General features: G+C 64.6%; 14 protein-coding genes. 7 read left to right on the forward strand and 7 right to left on the reverse strand.

The features are described 5' to 3' along the window. The first annotated feature begins 115 nt into the window (after positions 1 to 115). From IVA81_RS29405 to IVA81_RS29435, 7 genes are all read left to right on the forward strand, one after another. A complete protein-coding gene (locus IVA81_RS29405; RefSeq protein WP_247324440.1) occupies positions 116 to 1279 on the forward strand; it encodes an acyl-CoA dehydrogenase family protein in 1164 nt (387 codons plus the stop codon). After that, positions 1279 to 1935, forward strand: coding sequence for a glutathione S-transferase family protein (locus IVA81_RS29410; protein ID WP_247324441.1), 657 nt, complete (start codon positions 1279 to 1281; stop codon positions 1933 to 1935). The genes IVA81_RS29405 and IVA81_RS29410 overlap by 1 nt, the downstream gene beginning before the upstream one ends. 169 nt (positions 1936 to 2104) lie before the next feature. Beyond that, entirely contained in the window at positions 2105 to 2905 is an 801-nt protein-coding gene (locus tag IVA81_RS29415) for an AraC family transcriptional regulator (RefSeq protein WP_247324448.1), read from the forward strand. Between the two features lie 200 nt (positions 2906 to 3105). Continuing rightward, on the forward strand, positions 3106 to 3972 hold the full coding sequence (locus IVA81_RS29420; protein WP_247324450.1) for a 3-keto-5-aminohexanoate cleavage protein: 867 nt from the start codon (positions 3106 to 3108) through the stop codon (positions 3970 to 3972). A gap of 111 nt (positions 3973 to 4083) precedes the next feature. Continuing rightward, positions 4084 to 5700, forward strand: a complete 1617-nt coding sequence (locus tag IVA81_RS29425; protein ID WP_247324452.1) for an acyl-CoA carboxylase subunit beta — start codon at positions 4084 to 4086, stop codon at positions 5698 to 5700. After that, positions 5697 to 7673: an acetyl-CoA carboxylase biotin carboxylase subunit gene (locus tag IVA81_RS29430; protein WP_247324454.1), complete on the forward strand. Its 1977-nt coding sequence runs from the start codon at positions 5697 to 5699 to the stop codon at positions 7671 to 7673. Before IVA81_RS29425 ends, IVA81_RS29430 begins: the two co-directional genes overlap by 4 nt. Positions 7674 to 7909: 236 nt before the next feature. After that, positions 7910 to 8722: a hypothetical protein gene (locus tag IVA81_RS29435; RefSeq protein ID WP_247324456.1), complete on the forward strand. Its 813-nt coding sequence runs from the start codon at positions 7910 to 7912 to the stop codon at positions 8720 to 8722. On the opposite strand, the gene IVA81_RS29440 is transcribed toward IVA81_RS29435, so the two are convergent. The 7 genes from IVA81_RS29440 to IVA81_RS29470 form a co-directional block, all read right to left on the reverse strand. Beyond that, positions 8694 to 9680 (reverse strand): dipeptide ABC transporter ATP-binding protein, encoded by a 987-nt coding sequence (locus tag IVA81_RS29440; protein WP_247324458.1) that lies wholly within the window; start codon positions 9678 to 9680, stop codon positions 8694 to 8696. The two genes, IVA81_RS29435 and IVA81_RS29440, sit on opposite strands and share 29 nt — an antisense overlap. Continuing rightward, positions 9677 to 10684 carry an ABC transporter ATP-binding protein gene (locus IVA81_RS29445; RefSeq protein WP_247324459.1) on the reverse strand — a complete coding sequence of 336 codons (1008 nt, stop codon included), beginning with the start codon at positions 10682 to 10684 and terminating at the stop codon, positions 9677 to 9679. The genes IVA81_RS29440 and IVA81_RS29445 overlap by 4 nt, the downstream gene beginning before the upstream one ends. Beyond that, positions 10684 to 11577: an ABC transporter permease gene (locus IVA81_RS29450; protein WP_247324461.1), complete on the reverse strand. Its 894-nt coding sequence runs from the start codon at positions 11575 to 11577 to the stop codon at positions 10684 to 10686. Before IVA81_RS29450 ends, IVA81_RS29445 begins: the two co-directional genes overlap by 1 nt. Positions 11578 to 11586: 9 nt before the next feature. Continuing rightward, positions 11587 to 12534, reverse strand: coding sequence for an ABC transporter permease (locus IVA81_RS29455; protein ID WP_247324463.1), 948 nt, complete (start codon positions 12532 to 12534; stop codon positions 11587 to 11589). Positions 12535 to 12633: 99 nt separating this feature from the next. After that, positions 12634 to 14232: an ABC transporter substrate-binding protein gene (locus IVA81_RS29460; protein ID WP_247324465.1), complete on the reverse strand. Its 1599-nt coding sequence runs from the start codon at positions 14230 to 14232 to the stop codon at positions 12634 to 12636. A 227-nt stretch (positions 14233 to 14459) separates the two neighbouring features. Next, on the reverse strand, positions 14460 to 16010 hold the full coding sequence (locus IVA81_RS29465) for an AMP-binding protein (RefSeq protein ID WP_247324467.1): 1551 nt from the start codon (positions 16008 to 16010) through the stop codon (positions 14460 to 14462). Positions 16011 to 16028: 18 nt separating this feature from the next. Beyond that, positions 16029 to 17183 (reverse strand): iron-containing alcohol dehydrogenase, encoded by a 1155-nt coding sequence (locus IVA81_RS29470; RefSeq protein WP_247324469.1) that lies wholly within the window; start codon positions 17181 to 17183, stop codon positions 16029 to 16031. Positions 17184 to 17411: the final 228 nt, after the last annotated feature.

The following is a 17411-nucleotide window of genomic DNA, read 5'->3' on the forward strand; positions in this document are numbered from 1 at the left end:
GCCCGGGCTCGTCCCGGGCATCCACGTTCTTTCTGCCGGGTGACCAAGCCGTGGATGGCCGGGACAAGCCCGGCCATGACGAGCACATCAGAGATACGAGAGCTGAGCTGACAAAATGCTGTTCACTGCCGACCACGACGATATCCGCCGCAGCTTACAAAAGTTCATAGCGAACGAGATCAACCCCCATGTCGACGAATGGGAGAAAGCCGACATCTTCCCGGCGCACGAGCTGTTCAAGAAGATGGGCAGCCTCGGCTTCCTCGGCCTGAACAAGCCGGTCGAGTTCGGCGGCTCGGGCCTCGACTACTCCTATGCGCTGATGATGGCGGAGGAGCTCGGCGCCATCACCTGTGGCGGCGTGCCGATGGCGATCGGGGTCCAGACCGACATGGCGACACCGGCGCTAGCCCGGTTCGGCTCGGATGAGGTGCGCCGCGAATTTCTGGCGCCATCGATCTCAGGCGATTTCGTCGCCTGCATCGGCGTCTCGGAGCCGGGCGCGGGCTCCGACGTCGCCTCGATCAAGACACAGGCGCGCTCCGACGGCGACGACTACGTCATCAACGGCGGCAAGATGTGGATCACCAACGGGACGCAGGCCGACTGGATCTGCCTGCTCGCCAACACCGGAGAGGGGCCGGTTCACCGCAACAAGTCGTTGATTTGCGTGCCTATGAAGAGCCAGGGCGTGACCGTGGCGCGAAAGCTCGACAAGATGGGCATGCGCTCCTCGGACACAGCGCAGATCTTCTTCGACAATGTCCGCGTACCCAAGCGCAACCGGATCGGCGAGGAGGGCAAGGGCTTCACCTACCAGATGATCCAGTTCCAGGAGGAGCGGCTCTGGGGCGCGGCGGCCTGCCTGAAGGCGCATGAATACATCATCGACCAGACCATCGAATACACCCGCAATCGAAAGGCCTTTGGCCAAAGCATCCTCGACAACCAGGTCGTGCACTTCAAGCTGGCGGAGATGCAGACCGAGGTCGAGCTGCTGCGCGCGCTGATCTATCGTGCCGGCGAGGCGCTGGTCGCCGGCGAGGACGTGACCAGGCTCGCGACCATGGCCAAGCTCAAGGCCGGCCGGCTTGGCCGCGAGCTCACCGACGCCTGCTTGCAATATTGGGGTGGAATGGGCTTTACCAACGAGACGCCGGTCAGCCGCGCCTATCGCGACAGCCGCCTGACCTCGATCGGCGGCGGCGCCGACGAGGTCATGCTGATGGTCCTGTGCAAGATGATGGGCACGCTGCCCGGCAGCAAAGGAAGCTCCTGATGATCACGCTCTATCACTGCGACGCCGCGCGCTCGTTTCGCCCGCTCTGGATGCTGGAGGAGATGGGGCTGTCCTATGAATTGAAGATGCTGCCGTTCCCGCCGCGGGTCTTCGCCAAGGAATACCTAGCCCTCAATCCGCTGGGAACGATCCCCTTCATGGTCGACGGCGAGACCAAGATGACCGAATCCTCCGGCATCTGCTACTATCTCGGCATCAAGCACGGCCCGACACCGCTGATAGTGGGGCCGGAGGATCCCGCTTATGGGGCCTTCCTGAACTGGATGTATTTCAGCGACGCCACGTTAACCTTCCCGCAGACGCTGGTGCTCCGGTATAGCCAGCTCGAGCCGGAGGAGCGGCGCAACCCGCAAGTTGCCGGCGATTACCACAAATGGTTCCTGGGGCGGCTGCGCGCCGTCGAGGCAGCGACGGCCAATGCCGAAACCTTGTGCGCGGGCCGCTTCACCGCCGCTGACATTGTCATCGGTTACGCCCTTCGCTTGGCCGACAATATCGGCCTCGCCAAGGATTTCGGGCCAAATGTCGCAGCTTATTGGGCGCGGCTGCAGCAGCGCGACGGTTTCAAGCGTGCCGTTGCTGCGGAGCAAAAGGCCGGCGTCGAGCAGAATGTTGCGCCAAGGGTGAGGGCGTAGGCCCGCGAAATGGGACTACGGTCTCATTACGGTTCCAGGCAGGCGTCGCATCCTGGAATGCCAACGCTCTGCGCGTCATGACAGCGCTATCCCGTCGTGACAGCGCCTAAATTTCCGCTAAGGTGACCTCCGTCCGCAGCGGCCTCAGAGCCGCGCGAGGAGGATCCCCATGGAAGATAAAGGTCGCGAATCCGACCATCTGATGCTGATCACGCCGGAGCGGGTATTCTATGCCGGCCTGCTCGGCCGCCCTCGCAAGCGGACCCCCGGCTGCTGCCATGTCTATGTCGCGGTGAAGGGCAGCCTGCATCTGACGATCGACGACGTTCACACGTCGGACGAATTGATCGTGACCCTGCCGAACCAGCGGCACACCATCGCCAGTGACTATCGCAGCGTCATCAGCGTGACGCTGGAGCCGGAAAGCATGCCGGATGGCATGATCGAGGTCCTGGCCGAGCGGCTGCGAGGGCCGGACAAGGCCGCCTATGCCCGCAAGATCCTGGCCGCTTACGCGTTGCTGCGCCAGCGTCGCTATGGCGACATCACGACCGCCGAGTTCGACCAGATGTGCTTTGGCGAGGCGCTTCCGCGCCGCGTGCTCGATCCGCGTGTGACCCGCGCCGTCGCCCGCATCGGGCGGTTCTCCGGCGAGCCGGTGACGGCCGACACCTGCGCGGCGGAAGCAGGGCTCTCGGCTTCGCGCTTCCTGCATCTGTTCAAGGAAGAGACCGGCATCTCCTTCCGCTCCTTCCGCGCCTGGAAGCGTGCGCGCCACTTGCTGCACTTCGCTAACCAGGACCTCAACCTCGCCCATCTCGCGCAGGACATCGGTTATCCCGATTCCACGCATTTCAGCCACTCGATCCGCCGCTTCTACGGATTGAAGCCGCGCGCGATCTTCGTCGGCTCACGCGACCTTGCGATCTACCGCAGCACCGAGACGGTGCGGCTCGCGGAGGCGGGTTAGCACCGCTCTCGTAGGGTGGGCAAAGGCGCAAAGCGCCGTGCCCACCATCTTTCCCGAATCGCGATAGAGACGTGGGCACGCTTCGCTTTGCCCAACCTACGAAAGCTTGTCCTTTCTTCAGCTTCTCCGCGCAAGAAGCCGCATGCCAGCCATCACATGATCGCAACCGTTGAATTCTCAACGTGCGAGACATTTTTGGCATGAGCGACAAGGCCGTCATCACCTGCGCGCTGAACGGCGTGCTCACCGACCCGAAGCAGCACAACGTGCCCGTGACGCCCGAAGAGATGGCGCGCGAGGCCAAGGCTGCGTTCGATGCCGGCGCGTCCATCATGCACATCCATCTGCGCCAGCAGGCGCCGAACAAGGGGCATCTGCCGTCCTGGGAGGTCGCTGTCAGCAAGGAGATCCAGCAGGCGATCCGCGAAGCCTGCCCGGGCGTGATCATCAATCATACGTCGGGCGTGTCGGGGCCCAACTACTCAGGCGCGCTGGACTGCATCCGCGAGACCAAGCCCGAGATCGCCGCCTGCAACGCCGGCTCGCTAAATTATTTGAAGGTGAAGGCCGACAATACCTGGGCCTGGCCGCCGATGATGTTCGACAACGCGGTCGAGAAGGTGAAGGACTATCTCGACGTCATGAACGCGGTCGGCACCATCCCCGAGTTCGAGTGTTTCGACGTCGGTATCGTCCGCTGCGTCGGCATGTACCGCCAGGTTGGCATGTACAAGGGCCCGCTCGAATATAATTTTGTGATGGGCGTCGCTTCGGGAATGCCGTCGGATCCGGAGTTGCTCCCGATCCTGATCAAGCTGAAGCGTCCCGAGGCGCATTTCCAGGTCACCGCCATTGGCCGCGAGGAGATCTGGCCGCTGCACCAGCGCTGCGCTGAGCTCGGCGGCCATTTGCGCACCGGTCTCGAAGACGCCTTCTATCTCGCCGACGGCAAAAAGGTGACATCGAACGGCCAGCTGATCGAGGCCATCGCCGCCTGCGCCCGCCGCGCCGGCCGCGAGATCGCGAGCCCCGCCGAGGCAAGGAAGATCTTCGGGACGAATCGCTGAACGTCGTTCCGGGGCACGCGAAGCGTGAACTATGGTGCGCAATTGCGCACCTGGGAACCTCGAGATTCCGGGTTCGATGCTGCGCATCGCCCCGGAATGACGGAGTAAACTGTGTCCATTCTTGAAAACACCATCTCCCCCGGCAGCGCCGCCTACCAGGCCAACCGCGACGGCATGCTCGGCCTGATCGACCGCATGCGCGCTCTGGAAGAGCGCACGCGTGCCGCGTCGGCCGCGGCAAAGGACCGCTTCCACAAGCGCGGGCAGTTGCTGCCGCGCGAGCGCGTCGCGTTGGTGCTCGATCCCGGCGCGCCCTTCATCGAGCTGTCCACGCTCGCCGGCTACATGTTCGACATGCCCGATGCGAACAAGAGCGTGCCCGGCGGCGGCGTCATCGCCGGCATCGGCTTCGTCTCGGGCATCCGCTGCATGGTCAGCGCTAACGACGCCGGCATCGATGCCGGCGCGCTGCAACCTTACGGCCTCGACAAGACGCTGCGTGTGCAGGAGCTCGCGCTGGAGAACAAGCTGCCTTATGTCCAGCTCGTGGAAAGCGCCGGCGCCAATCTGCTGCGCTACCGCGTCGAGGACTTTGTCCGCGGCGGCAACATCTTCCGCAACCTCGCCCGGCTCTCGGCAGCCGGCCTGCCGGTGGTCACGGTCACGCACGGCTCGTCCACCGCCGGCGGCGCTTATCAAACGGGTCTGTCCGACTACATCGTCATGGTACGCGGCCGCACGCGTGCTTTCCTTGCGGGTCCGCCGCTGCTGAAAGCGGCGACCGGCGAGATCGCGACCGAGGAAGAGCTGGGCGGCGCCGAGATGCACACGCAAGTGTCCGGCCTCGGCGACTACCTCGCCGAAGACGATCGCGATGCGCTTCGCATCGCGCGCGAGATCATGGCGGCGCTGGAATGGGGACGGCCGGGCAAGGCGGCTCCGCAATTCAAGCCGCCGCGCTACGACCAGGACGAGCTGCTCGGCATCATGCCGATGGACCACAAGCGCACCGTGGACATGCGCCAAGTGATCGCGCGCATCGTCGACGATTCCGATTTCACCGAGATGGCACCGAATTACGGCCCGGCCACCGTCTGCGGCCATGCCCGCATCGAGGGCCAGGCCATCGGCATCGTCACCAATAACGGCCCGCTCGATCCCGCCGGCGCCAACAAGGCGACGCATTTCATCCAGGCCTGCTGCCAGACCCGCACGCCGCTGCTCTATCTCAACAACACCACAGGCTACATGGTCGGCAAAGCCTACGAAGAAGCCGGGATGATCAAGCACGGCTCGAAGATGATCCAGGCGGTGACGTCGGCCACCGTGCCTCAGATCACCATCTATTGCGGCGCCTCCTTCGGGGCCGGCAATTACGGCATGTGCGGCCGCGGCTTCCATCCACGTTTCTGCTTCTCCTGGCCCAACGCCAAGACCGCGGTGATGGGCGGCGAGCAGGCCGCCGAAACCATGGCGATCGTGACCGAAGCCGCTGCCGCGCGCCGCGGCAAGCCGATCGAGAAGGACAGACTGGACGCCATGAAGGCTGAGATCATCGGCGTGTTCGACGGCCAGATGGACGTGTTCTCCACCAGTGCGCGCGTGCTCGACGACGGCGTGATCGATCCGCGCGATACCCGTGCCGTGCTGTCCGAAGTGCTCGCGATCTGCCGTGAGGGCGATGCGCGCACGCCCCAGCGCATGCAATTCTCGGTGGCCCGCCCATGAGGAACGGATCAGTGCAGCACCGGCCGTTCTTCAAGGTTCTGGTCGCCAATCGCGGCGAGATCGCCTTGCGCGTGATGCGCAGCGCGCGGCAGCTCGGCCTCGGCGTTGTCGCGGTCTATTCGGATGCCGATCGCGACGCGCTCCACATGCAACAGGCCGACCAGGCCGTGCGCATCGGCGAAGCCTTGCCGGCGCAATCCTATCTCAACATTCCCGCGATCATCGCCGCCGCCAAGGCAAGCGGCGCAGATGCCGTCCATCCCGGCTACGGTTTCCTCGCCGAGAACGAAGACTTCGCGCAAGCCTGCAGGGCTGCCGGCCTCGTCTTCATCGGCCCGTCGCCGCAGGCGATCGAGGCGATGGGCAACAAGGCCGGCGCCAAGGAGATCATGAAGAAGGCCGGCGTTCCCGTCGTGCCGGGCTATCAGGGCGCCGATCAGGGTGACGAAGTCATGCTGGCCGAGGCCAAGACGATCGGCTTTCCCGTGATGATCAAGGCGGTCGCCGGTGGCGGCGGCCGCGGCATGCGGCTGGTGACGGACGCGGCATCCTTCCCGGATGCGCTGCGCAGCGCGCGGTCGGAGGCCAAGGCGGCGTTCGGCGATCCCACGGTGATCCTCGAACGCGCCATCCAGAACCCGCGCCACATCGAGATTCAGGTATTCGGCGACAGCCAGGGCAATGCCATCCATCTCGGCGAGCGCGATTGCTCGGTGCAGCGGCGGCACCAGAAGCTGATCGAGGAGGCGCCGTCGCCGGCCGTGACGCCGGAGCTACGTGCGAAGATGGGCGAGGTTGCCGTCGCTGCCGTCAAGACACTGCGCTATGAGGGCGCCGGCACGCTGGAATTCCTGCTCGATGCGAGCGGCGAATTCTACTTCATGGAGATGAACACGCGCCTCCAGGTCGAGCATCCCGTGACCGAGGCGATCACCGGGCTCGATCTGGTCGAGCTGCAGCTGCGTGTCGCGCGCGGCGAGGCGTTGCCGGTGAAGCAGCAGGACATCAAGTTCTCAGGCCATGCCATCGAGGTGCGGCTCTGCTCGGAAGATGCCGAGCACGACTTCATGCCGCAATCGGGCCGCATGGCGCGCTGGCAGGTGCCTGCAAGCATCCGTGTCGAGCACGCGCTGCAATCGGGTTCGGAGATCCCGCCGTTCTACGATTCCATGATCGCCAAGGTGATCAGCCATGGCGCCACGCGCGAGGAGGCGAGGGGGCGGCTGATCGTCGGCCTGGAGCAGCTCACCGCTTTCGGCGTGACCACCAACCAGTCGTTCCTGCTGTCGTGTCTGCGTCATTCCGGCTTTGCCAGGGGCGAGGCGACGACGGCGTTCATCGGCGCGCATCGCGACGAGCTGCTGGCGCCACGGGCGGACGCTGCATTCGATACGGCGCTGGCTGGCTTGCTGCTCTACGTGACAAATCCGCGCGCGCCTTCCTGGCGGAGGGGCCGGAGCCTGTCGGCAACGTTCCCTCTGCCGGCGAAAATCGAGATTGCCGGCCAGACGCTGGAGCTCGAAGTCACCCGCGAGCGCGACGGCAGCTACGCCGTCGCCATCGATGGCAGGCGGGACAGATTTGAGATCGACCAGCTTGATGCCGATGCCATCCGCTTCCGCCACGACGGCGTGATGGACAGCGCAAAATTCCTGCGCGACGGCGATCGGCTCTATCTCCAGCATCGCGGTATCCCGCTCGCGGTCACAGATCTCACCCTCGCCGCGCCGAAGGCCGCCACAGCCAACGGCGGTGACGGCAAGGTCCGCGCCGCCATGAACGGCCGTGTCGTCGCCGTCCTGGTCAAGCCGGGCGATCGCGTCTCCGCCGGCCAGCCGGTGCTGACGCTGGAAGCGATGAAGATGGAGCACGTCCACAAGGCCGGCATCGACGGCGTCATTGCCGCGGTCGACGTCGCCGAGGGCGAGCAGGTCACGACCGGCAGGATCGTGGCGGAGATCGGGGCAGGCTAGGGCGGTATCGTGGGGTGGGCAAAGGCGCATAGCGCCGTGCCCACGAATGCCCAATCGTTTGCGGGATGGTGGGCACGCTTCGCTTTGCCCGCCCTACGGCACCGCACGGACTGCTAAAAAACACAAGTAATTTCAATTGATTAATTGACTATAGAGCGCCGCGCTTATTTCCATTGAACATTGTTCAATTTCCCGCTACAAATATTGAACTATGTTCAATGCCTTGGAGCCCGTTCATGTTGCGCGCAAATGATCCGAGCCAAGCGACCTCTTCCATACTCTCCTCAGAGCCCCGCCAGCTCTCGTTTGGTGCCCCGCAAGCCCGCGAAAAATATCTGATCGGTGCGCTACTCGTCCTGGCGCTCGCAGCGCTTTTGGCGCCTGCGCTGCCTGCCGCCGCCTGGCACATCCCGCACTTTGTCGACAGCCGCGCCTGGCTTGGCATACCCAACGCCGGCGACGTGCTGAGCAATCTTGCCTTCCTCGCGATGGGCGTCTGGGGCTTGGAGCGGCTGCGCGCCCGCCATCATGCACCCGTCGGTGTAACCTGGTTCTTCGTGGGACTGATCCTCACTTGCCTGGGCTCTGGTTTCTATCATCTGGATCCAGACCTGCCGCAGCGGCTCGTGGCCGACCGTCTCGGCATGGCGGTGGCGTTCGCGGGCTTTCTGGGCATCGCGGCCAGCGAGCGCATCAGCGTGCGCGCAGGCGAAGCGGTGCTGGTCCTGACAATGGTTGCGGGCCTGCTCGCGGCCTGGGTGGCACGAGAAAATCTCACGCCATGGGTGGTGGTGCAGTTCGGCGGCATCGCGCTCGCCGTGGCGCTCGCGTTGACGCGGCCTCGGCCTGGTGCGCTCGGCGTGCCGCTCGGCGGCGTAATTGTCTTCTATGTGCTCGCCAAGCTTTTCGAGCTCGGTGACGCGACCATCTTCGAAGCGACCGGACACATCGTCTCGGGCCACACCCTCAAGCATCTGGCTGCCGCGCTGGCCGCCTGGCCGGTGATCTGGACGCTGCGGCCTATTGACTCCGTCCCGTGCCCTCGTTGAGCAAACACGCCACCTCATGCCCGTCGCCCGCATCCAACAGCGCTGGCCGCTCCGTCTTGCACCGCTCCATCGCAAACCGGCAGCGGGTGTGAAACGCGCAGCCCGAGGGCGGGTTGACCGGGCTCGGCACGTCGCCATCGACCAGCGGCACAAGCTTCTTCGCGAGCGGATCAGCGACCGGCACCGAGGCGAGCAGCGCCTGCGTATAGGGATGCCGGGGATTGCGGAACAATTCGTCCTTGCCGGCGATCTCGACGATGCGGCCAAGATACATCACGGCGACGCGGTGGCTGATATGCGCGACCACGGCGAGGTCGTGCGCGATGAAGAGATAGGAGAAGCCGTGCTGCCGTTGCAGGTCGATCAGCAGATTGATCACCTGCGCCTGGATCGAGACGTCGAGCGCGGAGACCGGCTCGTCGCAGACGATCAGGCGCGGCCCGAGCGCCAGCGCACGCGCGATGCAGATACGTTGGCGCTGGCCGCCGGAGAATTGATGCGGGAAATTGCCCATCTGGTCGGGCCGCAAGCCCACCTGCTCGAACAGCTTTGCGACCCGCGCCTCCAGCGCCTTCCCAGTCGCAAGCCCGTGCACGGCGAGCGGCTCGCCGACGATGTCGCCGGCGGTCATGCGTGGATTGAGCGAGGCAAACGGGTCCTGAAACACGATCTGCATCGAGCGGCGGTGAGGGCGCAGTGCCGACTTGGACAGATGGGTGATGTCCTCACCATCCAGGCGAATCTGGCCCGAGGTCGGCTCAACCAGCCGCAGCACGCTGCGCGCCACCGTCGACTTGCCGCAGCCGGACTCGCCCACGAGCCCTAGCGTCTCGCCGGCACCAAGGGAGAACGAGACGCCGTCGACCGAATGCACGGTGCCGACCTGTCGCCGCAGCACGCCGGCGCGCACCGGGTAATGCTTCTTGAGATCGGTGACCTCGAGCAGTGCCTTGGTCATGCCACCTCCGCGACTTCGGCCGCACGCCAGCACGCGGCGAGATGGCCGCCACCCCAATCCGCAAGCGGCGGGTATTCGGCCTCGCAGCGCTTGACTGCGAGCTTGCAGCGCGGCGCGAAGGCGCAACCCTTCGGCAACCGGACCAGCGACGGCACGGTGCCGGGAATCTCGTTCAGTCGTGCCGGTGCGGCGACGCCGGGTGCGGGGACCGCGGGGATCGAGGCCATCAGCCCGCGCGTATAGGGATGCTTTGGCGCGGCGAACAGCGCCTCGACGCTGGCCTCCTCGACCTTCCGCCCCGCATACATCACGATCACGCGCTGCGCCGTTTGCGCGACGACGCCGAGATCATGCGTGATCAGCACGAGCCCGGTGCCGAGCTCCTTCTGCAGGTCGAGGATCAGCGCCAGGATCTGCGCCTGGATGGTGACGTCGAGCGCGGTGGTCGGCTCGTCCGCGATCAGCAGCGCCGGCCGGCAGGCCAGCGCCATGGCGATCATCGCGCGCTGGCGCATGCCGCCGGACAGCTGATGCGGATACTCGCGCGCACGTCGCGCCGGCTCAGGGATACGCACCACGCGCAGCATCTCGACGGCGATATTCTGGGCCTCTTTGGCCGAGATGTTCCGGTGCAGCCGCACGGCCTCGACGATCTGGTCGCCGATCCGCATCACCGGGTTGAGCGATGTCATTGGCTCCTGGAAGATCATGGAGATGCGATTGCCCCTGACAGCGCGCATCTCCGCTTCGTCCAGCGCCAGCAGATCGGTGCCTTCGAGCGTGACGGAGCCGCCGACGATGCGGCCGGGCGGATCCGGCACGAGCCGCATCAGCGAGAGCGCGGTGACGCTCTTGCCGCAACCGGACTCGCCGACAATCGCCAGCGTCTCGCCCCGCTTCACGCTGAACGAGAGGTCGTCGACGGCCTTGAACAGGCCGGAATTGGTGAAGAACACCGTCTTCAGGTTCTTCACCTCGAGCACGAGATCAGAGTTTTGCGTCATCAGCCGCGTTGCCTCGGGTCCAGGATGTCGCGCAGGGCGTCGCCGAACAGATTGGCGCCGAACACGGCGAGGCTGATCGCGATGCCCGGGAAGATCACGAGCCAGGGCGCGGTGCGAACATATTCGGCGGCGGACTCCGAGAGCATGCGGCCCCATGACGGATAAGGCTCGGGAATGCCAAGGCCGAGGAAGGACAGCGAGGCTTCGGTGAGGATGGTCGAGCCGAGCTGGGCAGTTGCGAGCACGATCAGCGGCGCCAGCGTGTTCGGCAGCACATGGCGGAGCGCGATGCGGACCTCGCTCATGCCGATCGACTTGGCGGCTTCAACGAAGGGCTGCTCGCGCAGCGCCAGGGTGTTGGCGCGGGTGACGCGCGACACGGTCGGGATCAACGGAATGGCGATGGCGATGATGACGTTCGGCAAGGACGGACCGAGAGCTGCCGTCATGATCAGGGCGAGGACCAGCAGCGGCAGCGCCTGAAGAACGTCGGAAACGCGCTGGAATAGGAGGTCGACCCAGCCGGACAGATAGCCTGATGTCAGCCCGACGATGACGCCGATGGTGCCGCCGAGCGCGGTCGAGCCGATGCCGACGGCCAGCGAGATTCGCGCGCCGTGGATGATGCGGCTGAACACGTCGCGTCCGAACGAGTCCGTTCCCATCCAGTGCGCCAGGCTCGGCCGTGCCAGCGCGCGGGCGGAATCGACCGTCAGGGGATCATAGCGCGCGATGAAGTCGGCAAAGATCGCGGTGAGCACGAACACCGTCATGATGGCGAGCCCGGCCGCGCCGAGCACGTGCCGCTGCGCCAAAAACAGCACGCGCCGCCAGCCGCCGGTCGCATGCGCGCCGGCCCGCCGTAGTTCGAGATCGTAGTCGATCGCGGCCAAGCTGGTCTCCTAGTCCGTGTACCTGATACGCGGGTCGAACACCGCGTACAGCATGTCGACGATGAAATTCGCGCTCACCACCACGACGGCGATCAGCATCACGAGATTCTGCACGATCGGATAGTCGCGCCAGCGGATCGCCTCGACCAGGAAGCGGGCAACGCCGGGGATGTTGAACACGGTTTCGGTGACGATCAGGCCGCCGATCAGGAACGCCGCCTCGATGCCGATCACGGTGATGACGGGCAGGATCGCGTTCTTCAGCGCGTGGTGATAGTTCACCGCGGTATCGGAGGCACCCTTGGCACGCGCGGTGCGGATGTAGTCCTGCCGCAGCACTTCCAGCATCGAGGATCGGGTGATGCGCATGGTCAGCGCCGCGCTGCGGAAGCCGACGGCTGCGGCCGGCACGGCGTAGGTTGCGAACGCCTCGAGCCAGGTCTGCGGATTCGGATTGAAGATCGGCATCTGGCCGAACATCGCCACCGACGCGGTGAGGATCAAAAGGCCCAGCCAGAACGAAGGCAGCGACAAGCCGCTGAGGCTCACGACGCGGAGCGCGTAGTCCAGCCGCGTACCCTGCTTCACGGCGCTGATGACACCGAGGGGAATGCCGATCGAGGCGGAGAACAACAGCGCCAGGCCGGCAAGCCGCGCCGTGATCGGGATCCGCGGCAATATCTCCTGCAGCGCCGGCTTCTCGGACACGTAGGAGTAACCGAAATCACCGCGCAGGAAGCCGCTGATCCAGTGCCAATATTGCACGATCAGCGGCTGGTCGATGCCGAGCTCCTTCTCCAGGTTGGCCTTGTCGGCGGGATCGACATAGCCGGCGGCGGCGAACAGGATGTCGACGATATTGCCGGGCACGATACGCAGCAGGAGGAAGATGACGATCGAGATCCCGAACAGGGTCACGAGCATCAGGAACAGGCGTCGCACCAGATAGGCAAACATCCTTCGCCCTCCGCGAGCCGCTAGAGCATGATCCGGAAAAGTGCGTAGCGGTTTTCCGAGAAGATCATGCTCAAAACCAAAAGTCTTCAGCCAGGCCGGCTACTTGTCGAGCCACAAATCCTCGTAGCGAAAGCCGTTATACGAGCTGTTCGACATGATCTTGACGCCCTTGACATAGGGCTGCCAGCACGTGCCGGCCCGTGCATGGAAGATGATCGGTCGGGCGACATCCTCCTGCAGCTTCTTGTCGATATCCCAGACCAGCGGCTTGCGCTTGCTGACGTCGGTCTCCTGCGACTGCACGTCGAACAGCTTCTCGATCTCCTTGTTGCAGTAATTGGTGTAGTTCCGTTCCGAGCCGCAAGAATAGTTTTCATAAAAGGACTGGTCGGGATCGTCGACCGAATTGCCGGTCAGATTGAGGCCGAGCATGTAGTCCTTGCGCGCGACCTTCGGGAACCAGTTCGCGGTCTCGACGACGTCGAGCTCGCCGTCGATATAGATGCTCTTGAGCTGGTCGATCAGGATCACGGCGGGATCGCGATATTCCGCGATATTGCGCGTCGAGACCTTCACCGGGAGGTGCTTGTCGGGGCCGTAGCCCGCCTTCTGCATCAGCTTCTTCGCTTCCTCCCGGTTCGCGTTCACGTTCCGGCCGTAGCCCGGAATGGCCTCCAGCCTGTCCTTGGGCATGCCCCAGATGCCCTGAGGCGGCGGCAGCATGGTGCCGCCGATGTCGGCCTGGCCTTCGAACAGGATGTCGACGAAGGCCTTGCGGTCGAGTGCAAGCGCCACCGCCCGGCGAATATCGACATTGTCGAACGGCGCCGAGGTCGAATTGACGATGATGTTGGTCGAAACGTTGGTCGGCTCGACGGCACAGACCGCGTTCGGCGCCTGCGACTTGATGTCCTTCAGGAGCGGGATCGTGATGTGCGTCGGGAAGGTCATGTCGAACTTGCCGGCGACGAAAGCGAGAATCGCGGTCGAGCGGTTCGGGATGATCGTGTACTCGATGCCGTCGAGATGGGGCAGGCCCTTCTTCCAGTAGTCCGGATTTCGCGTCAGCTTGATCGATTCATTGGCCTTGAACTCGACGAATTTGAACGGTCCGGTCCCGATCGGATGGGTGCGCATATCCGCAGGCGAGACGTGGCAGGGATAGACCGGCGTATAGCCGGACGCGAGCATCGCCAGCAGCGAAGGTTGCGGCCGTTTCAGATCGAAGGAGACCTCGAAATCGCCGCTCGTCGTGATCTCGTTAACTTCGCTGTACCAGGCCTTGCGCGGATTCTGCCGCAGCTTCTGCTGCGATTTGCCCATCAGCAGATCGAAGCTGCATTTGACGTCGGCCGATGTGAACGGCTTGCCGTCGTGCCATTTGACGCCCTGGCGCAGCTTGAACGTCAGTTTCTTGTTGTCGCTGCTCCAGGACCAGCTTTCGGCCAGCTCAGGCCTGAGCGTATCAGGACTGTTCTGCGCGATGTGCTGGTCGTAAATGACGAGGTTATTGAAAACCCCCATGAACGGCACGTTGACCGAATAGGTCGCGCCTTCGAGAATGGACGCGTTGGCCGGACTGTCGCGGTGATACATCCGCAAGGTCCCGCCCTGCTTGGGCTCGCCCGCGAGCGTGGTGGTTGAGGTCGTCAGCACAGATAGCGCCGCCATTGCGGCGAGCGCCCACACGCTCCGCATGCTCATCCTCCCTGGACATCGGCCTTTTGCAGGCTGTTTGAGCTGACGATAGCACGCAAGTTGAGGGAGGCAACCCGGTAAGGCCGCATGCCGCCTCGACAATTCGGATGACGCAAGGCCGCAGGGTTTCATGGCCTCGCAATGTGAGAGTGCAGGTGCGAAGAGATGCAGGGACGACACCTTTTGTCTAGTTACGTCTTGCGCCTCTTGCGCGCGAGTGAACAGAATTACACGATCCGTGACGCCTTGTTCCCCCAATACCGATCCCGCAGCAGCCGCTTGTACAGCTTCCCGGTCGGCAGCCGCGGCAATTCCTTCTCGAAATCGACCGAGCGCGGCACCTTCTGCCGCGACAGCGATTTTGCGCAGAATGCGATCAGCTCTTCGGCGAGCGCCTCGCCTGGCACGATGCCCGGCATCGGCTGCACCACCGCCTTGACCTCTTCGCCGAGATCGGGATTGGGCACGCCGAACACGGCGGCATCGGCGACCTTCGGATGGGTGATCAAGAGATTTTCGCATTCCTGCGGGTAGATGTTCACCCCGCCGGAGATGATCATGAAGGTCGCGCGGTCGGTCAGGTACAGGAAGCGGTCGGCGTCGACATAGCCGACATCGCCGACCGTGCTCATGCTCCCGTCGGCCGAACGCGCCTCGCTGGTCTTCTCCGGGTCGTTGAAATATTCGAACGGCGAGGCGGTCTTGAACCAGACCTGGCCCGGCGTGCCGGTCGGGCACGCCCGCATGTTCTCGTCGAGAATGTGGAGGTCGCCGAATAGCACCTTGCCGACGGTGCCGCGATGGGCGAGCCATTCCTCGCTGTTGCAGGCGGTGAAGCCGAGGCCTTCGGTCGCACCGTAATATTCGTGGATGATCGGCCCCCACCATTTGATCATGTCGTCCTTGACCAGGGCCGGGCAGGGCGCGGCGGCATGGATCGCGATCTCCAGTGAGGACAGGTCGTAGCGGCTGCGCACCTCCTCCGGCAGCTTCAGCATGCGCGAGAACATCGTCGGCACCAGCTGGGTGTGGGTGATACCCCACCGCTTGACGAGCTCGAGGTAACGCTCGGGATCGAAGCTCTCCATGATGATCACGGTTCCGCCCATGCGGATCGTGAGGTTCACGGCAGCTTGCGGCGCGGAATGATAGAGCGGGGCCGGCGAGAGGTAGACCATGCCCTCGCGGTAGTGCCAGAGCTTGGTCAAGAAATCGAATAGCGGCAGATTGTGCTTCGGCGGCTCCTCCGGCAGCGGCCGCAGGATGCCCTTCGGTCGTCCGGTGGTGCCCGATGAATAGAGCATGGCGGTGCCGAGCCACTCGTCGTCGATCGGCGTCGCGGGCATATCCGCGGTCACCTCCGCAAGGCCGACGATGCGATCGCTCTCGCCAGGGCCGTCGGCGACGATGCAGAGTCTGACGTCGGGGCAGGCTTGGATCGCCTCACGGGCGATGTCGAGTTTCGCCACCGACGTGATCAGGATCTGGGACTGGCTGTTGACGAGCAGATAGGCCAGCTCACCCGGCGTCAGGAAGGAGTTGATGCAGGTGTAGTACAGCCCGGAGCGTTCGCCGGCGCCGCAGGCCTCAAGATAGCGCGAATTGTTCTCCATGAAGATCGAATAGTGGTCGAGCCGTTTCAAGCCGTGCTTGCGGAACAGGTGCGCCAAGCGGTTGCTGCGCGCATCGAGCTCGCGATAGGTGACGGCCTCGCCCGTGGCCGCCATGATGAAGGCGGGCTGCAGCGGGCGTAGGCGGGCATGCTGACCTGGGTACATCTATCCTCCGGCGTTGGGTCATGCGGCGAGAAGCAGGATTTCGCGCACCTGCGCCGGGCCCTCGATCTTGCGCGGATTGCGCGGCACCCAGGGCGTGCGCATCGCCTGTTCGGCGATGGCGTCGAAATGCTCGGGCGACACGTGCACTTCGGTGAGGCTGCGTGGCATGCCGAGCGAGCGGATGAAGGCATCGAGCACGTCGGCGGCGTTGTGGCCGGGGAAGCCCATGGCGGCCGCGACGATCATCTGCCGCTCGGCATTGTCGCGCGCATTCCAGCGCAGCACCGCCGGCAGCATGATGCAGGAGGTGTAGCCGTGCGGGACGTCAAAGGCCGCGCCCAGCACATAGCCGATGCCGTGGCTCGCGCCCATGGGCACGCCGGCGGCGAGTGCGCCCATCGACAGCCAGGTGCCGATCTGCGCGTCCATCCGCGCGTCGAGATCGGACGGATCGGCTTTCACCCGCGGCAGCGCGTCGGCGAGCATGGCGAGGCCCTTCACCGATTGCGCATCGGCGTAGGGGTGCGTCTCGCGCGAGCAGATCGCCTCGACGCAATGGTCGACAGCGCGGATGCCGGTCGACAGGAACAGCCATTCCGGCGTGTGCACGGTGATTGCAGGGTCGAGGATGGTCGCGCGCGGCACCGTGAGCGGATGCCGCAGCATCTGCTTCACATGCGTCGCCCGGTCGGTCACGCCGGCGATCGAGCTGAACTCGCCGCCGGCGATCGTGGTCGGCACGCTGATCTGCCGCACCGTCGGCGCGGTCATCTCCGGCGCGACCCCCTTGTGGACGCGGATGCGCTCGATGCCGTCGATATCCTCGATGCCGTTGGCGAGGCAAAGCTGCACCGCCTTGGCGCCGTCGGTGATCGAGCCGCCGCCCACGGTGACGATCAGGTCGGCACTGGCTTTCCGTGCCGCATGGGTGGCGGCGATCACCGCCTCGCGCGGCGTATGCGCCGGCATGGCGTCGAACAGGCCGGCGCAGCGGGAGCCCAAAGCCTGCTTGATCTTCTCGATTTCGTCGGTCTGCCGGCTGAGCGTGCCCGAAACCATCAGGAAGGCACGATTTGCTCCCAGCCGGTCCATCTGCGCGACGATGGCGCCGGCCGCAGGATGCCCGAACACGACCTCCTCGATCGCGCCGAAAACGACACGTCCCTGGTGCACGCCTGTCCTCCCGGACAATTCGTCTTTGTTTTTGTGGATGTAGTCTAGCCGTGTGGACGCCCCTCGTCATGTGTGAAGACGCTGGCGTTTTGCCTCCTCCCTCTCCCCGCTTGCGCGGAGAGGCGAAGGAGGACCGTCTCCCTCCTTGTCAACCCGCCATCCGGCCAGGGCCTCTTCCTCAGCATTGCGCGCGCGTTGGTCTTGAAGAGTTCATCTTTGCCGCCCATC

Origin of the sequence: Bradyrhizobium sp. 141, from assembly GCF_023074055.1 — a bacterium.
Lineage (GTDB): Bacteria > Pseudomonadota > Alphaproteobacteria > Rhizobiales > Xanthobacteraceae > Bradyrhizobium.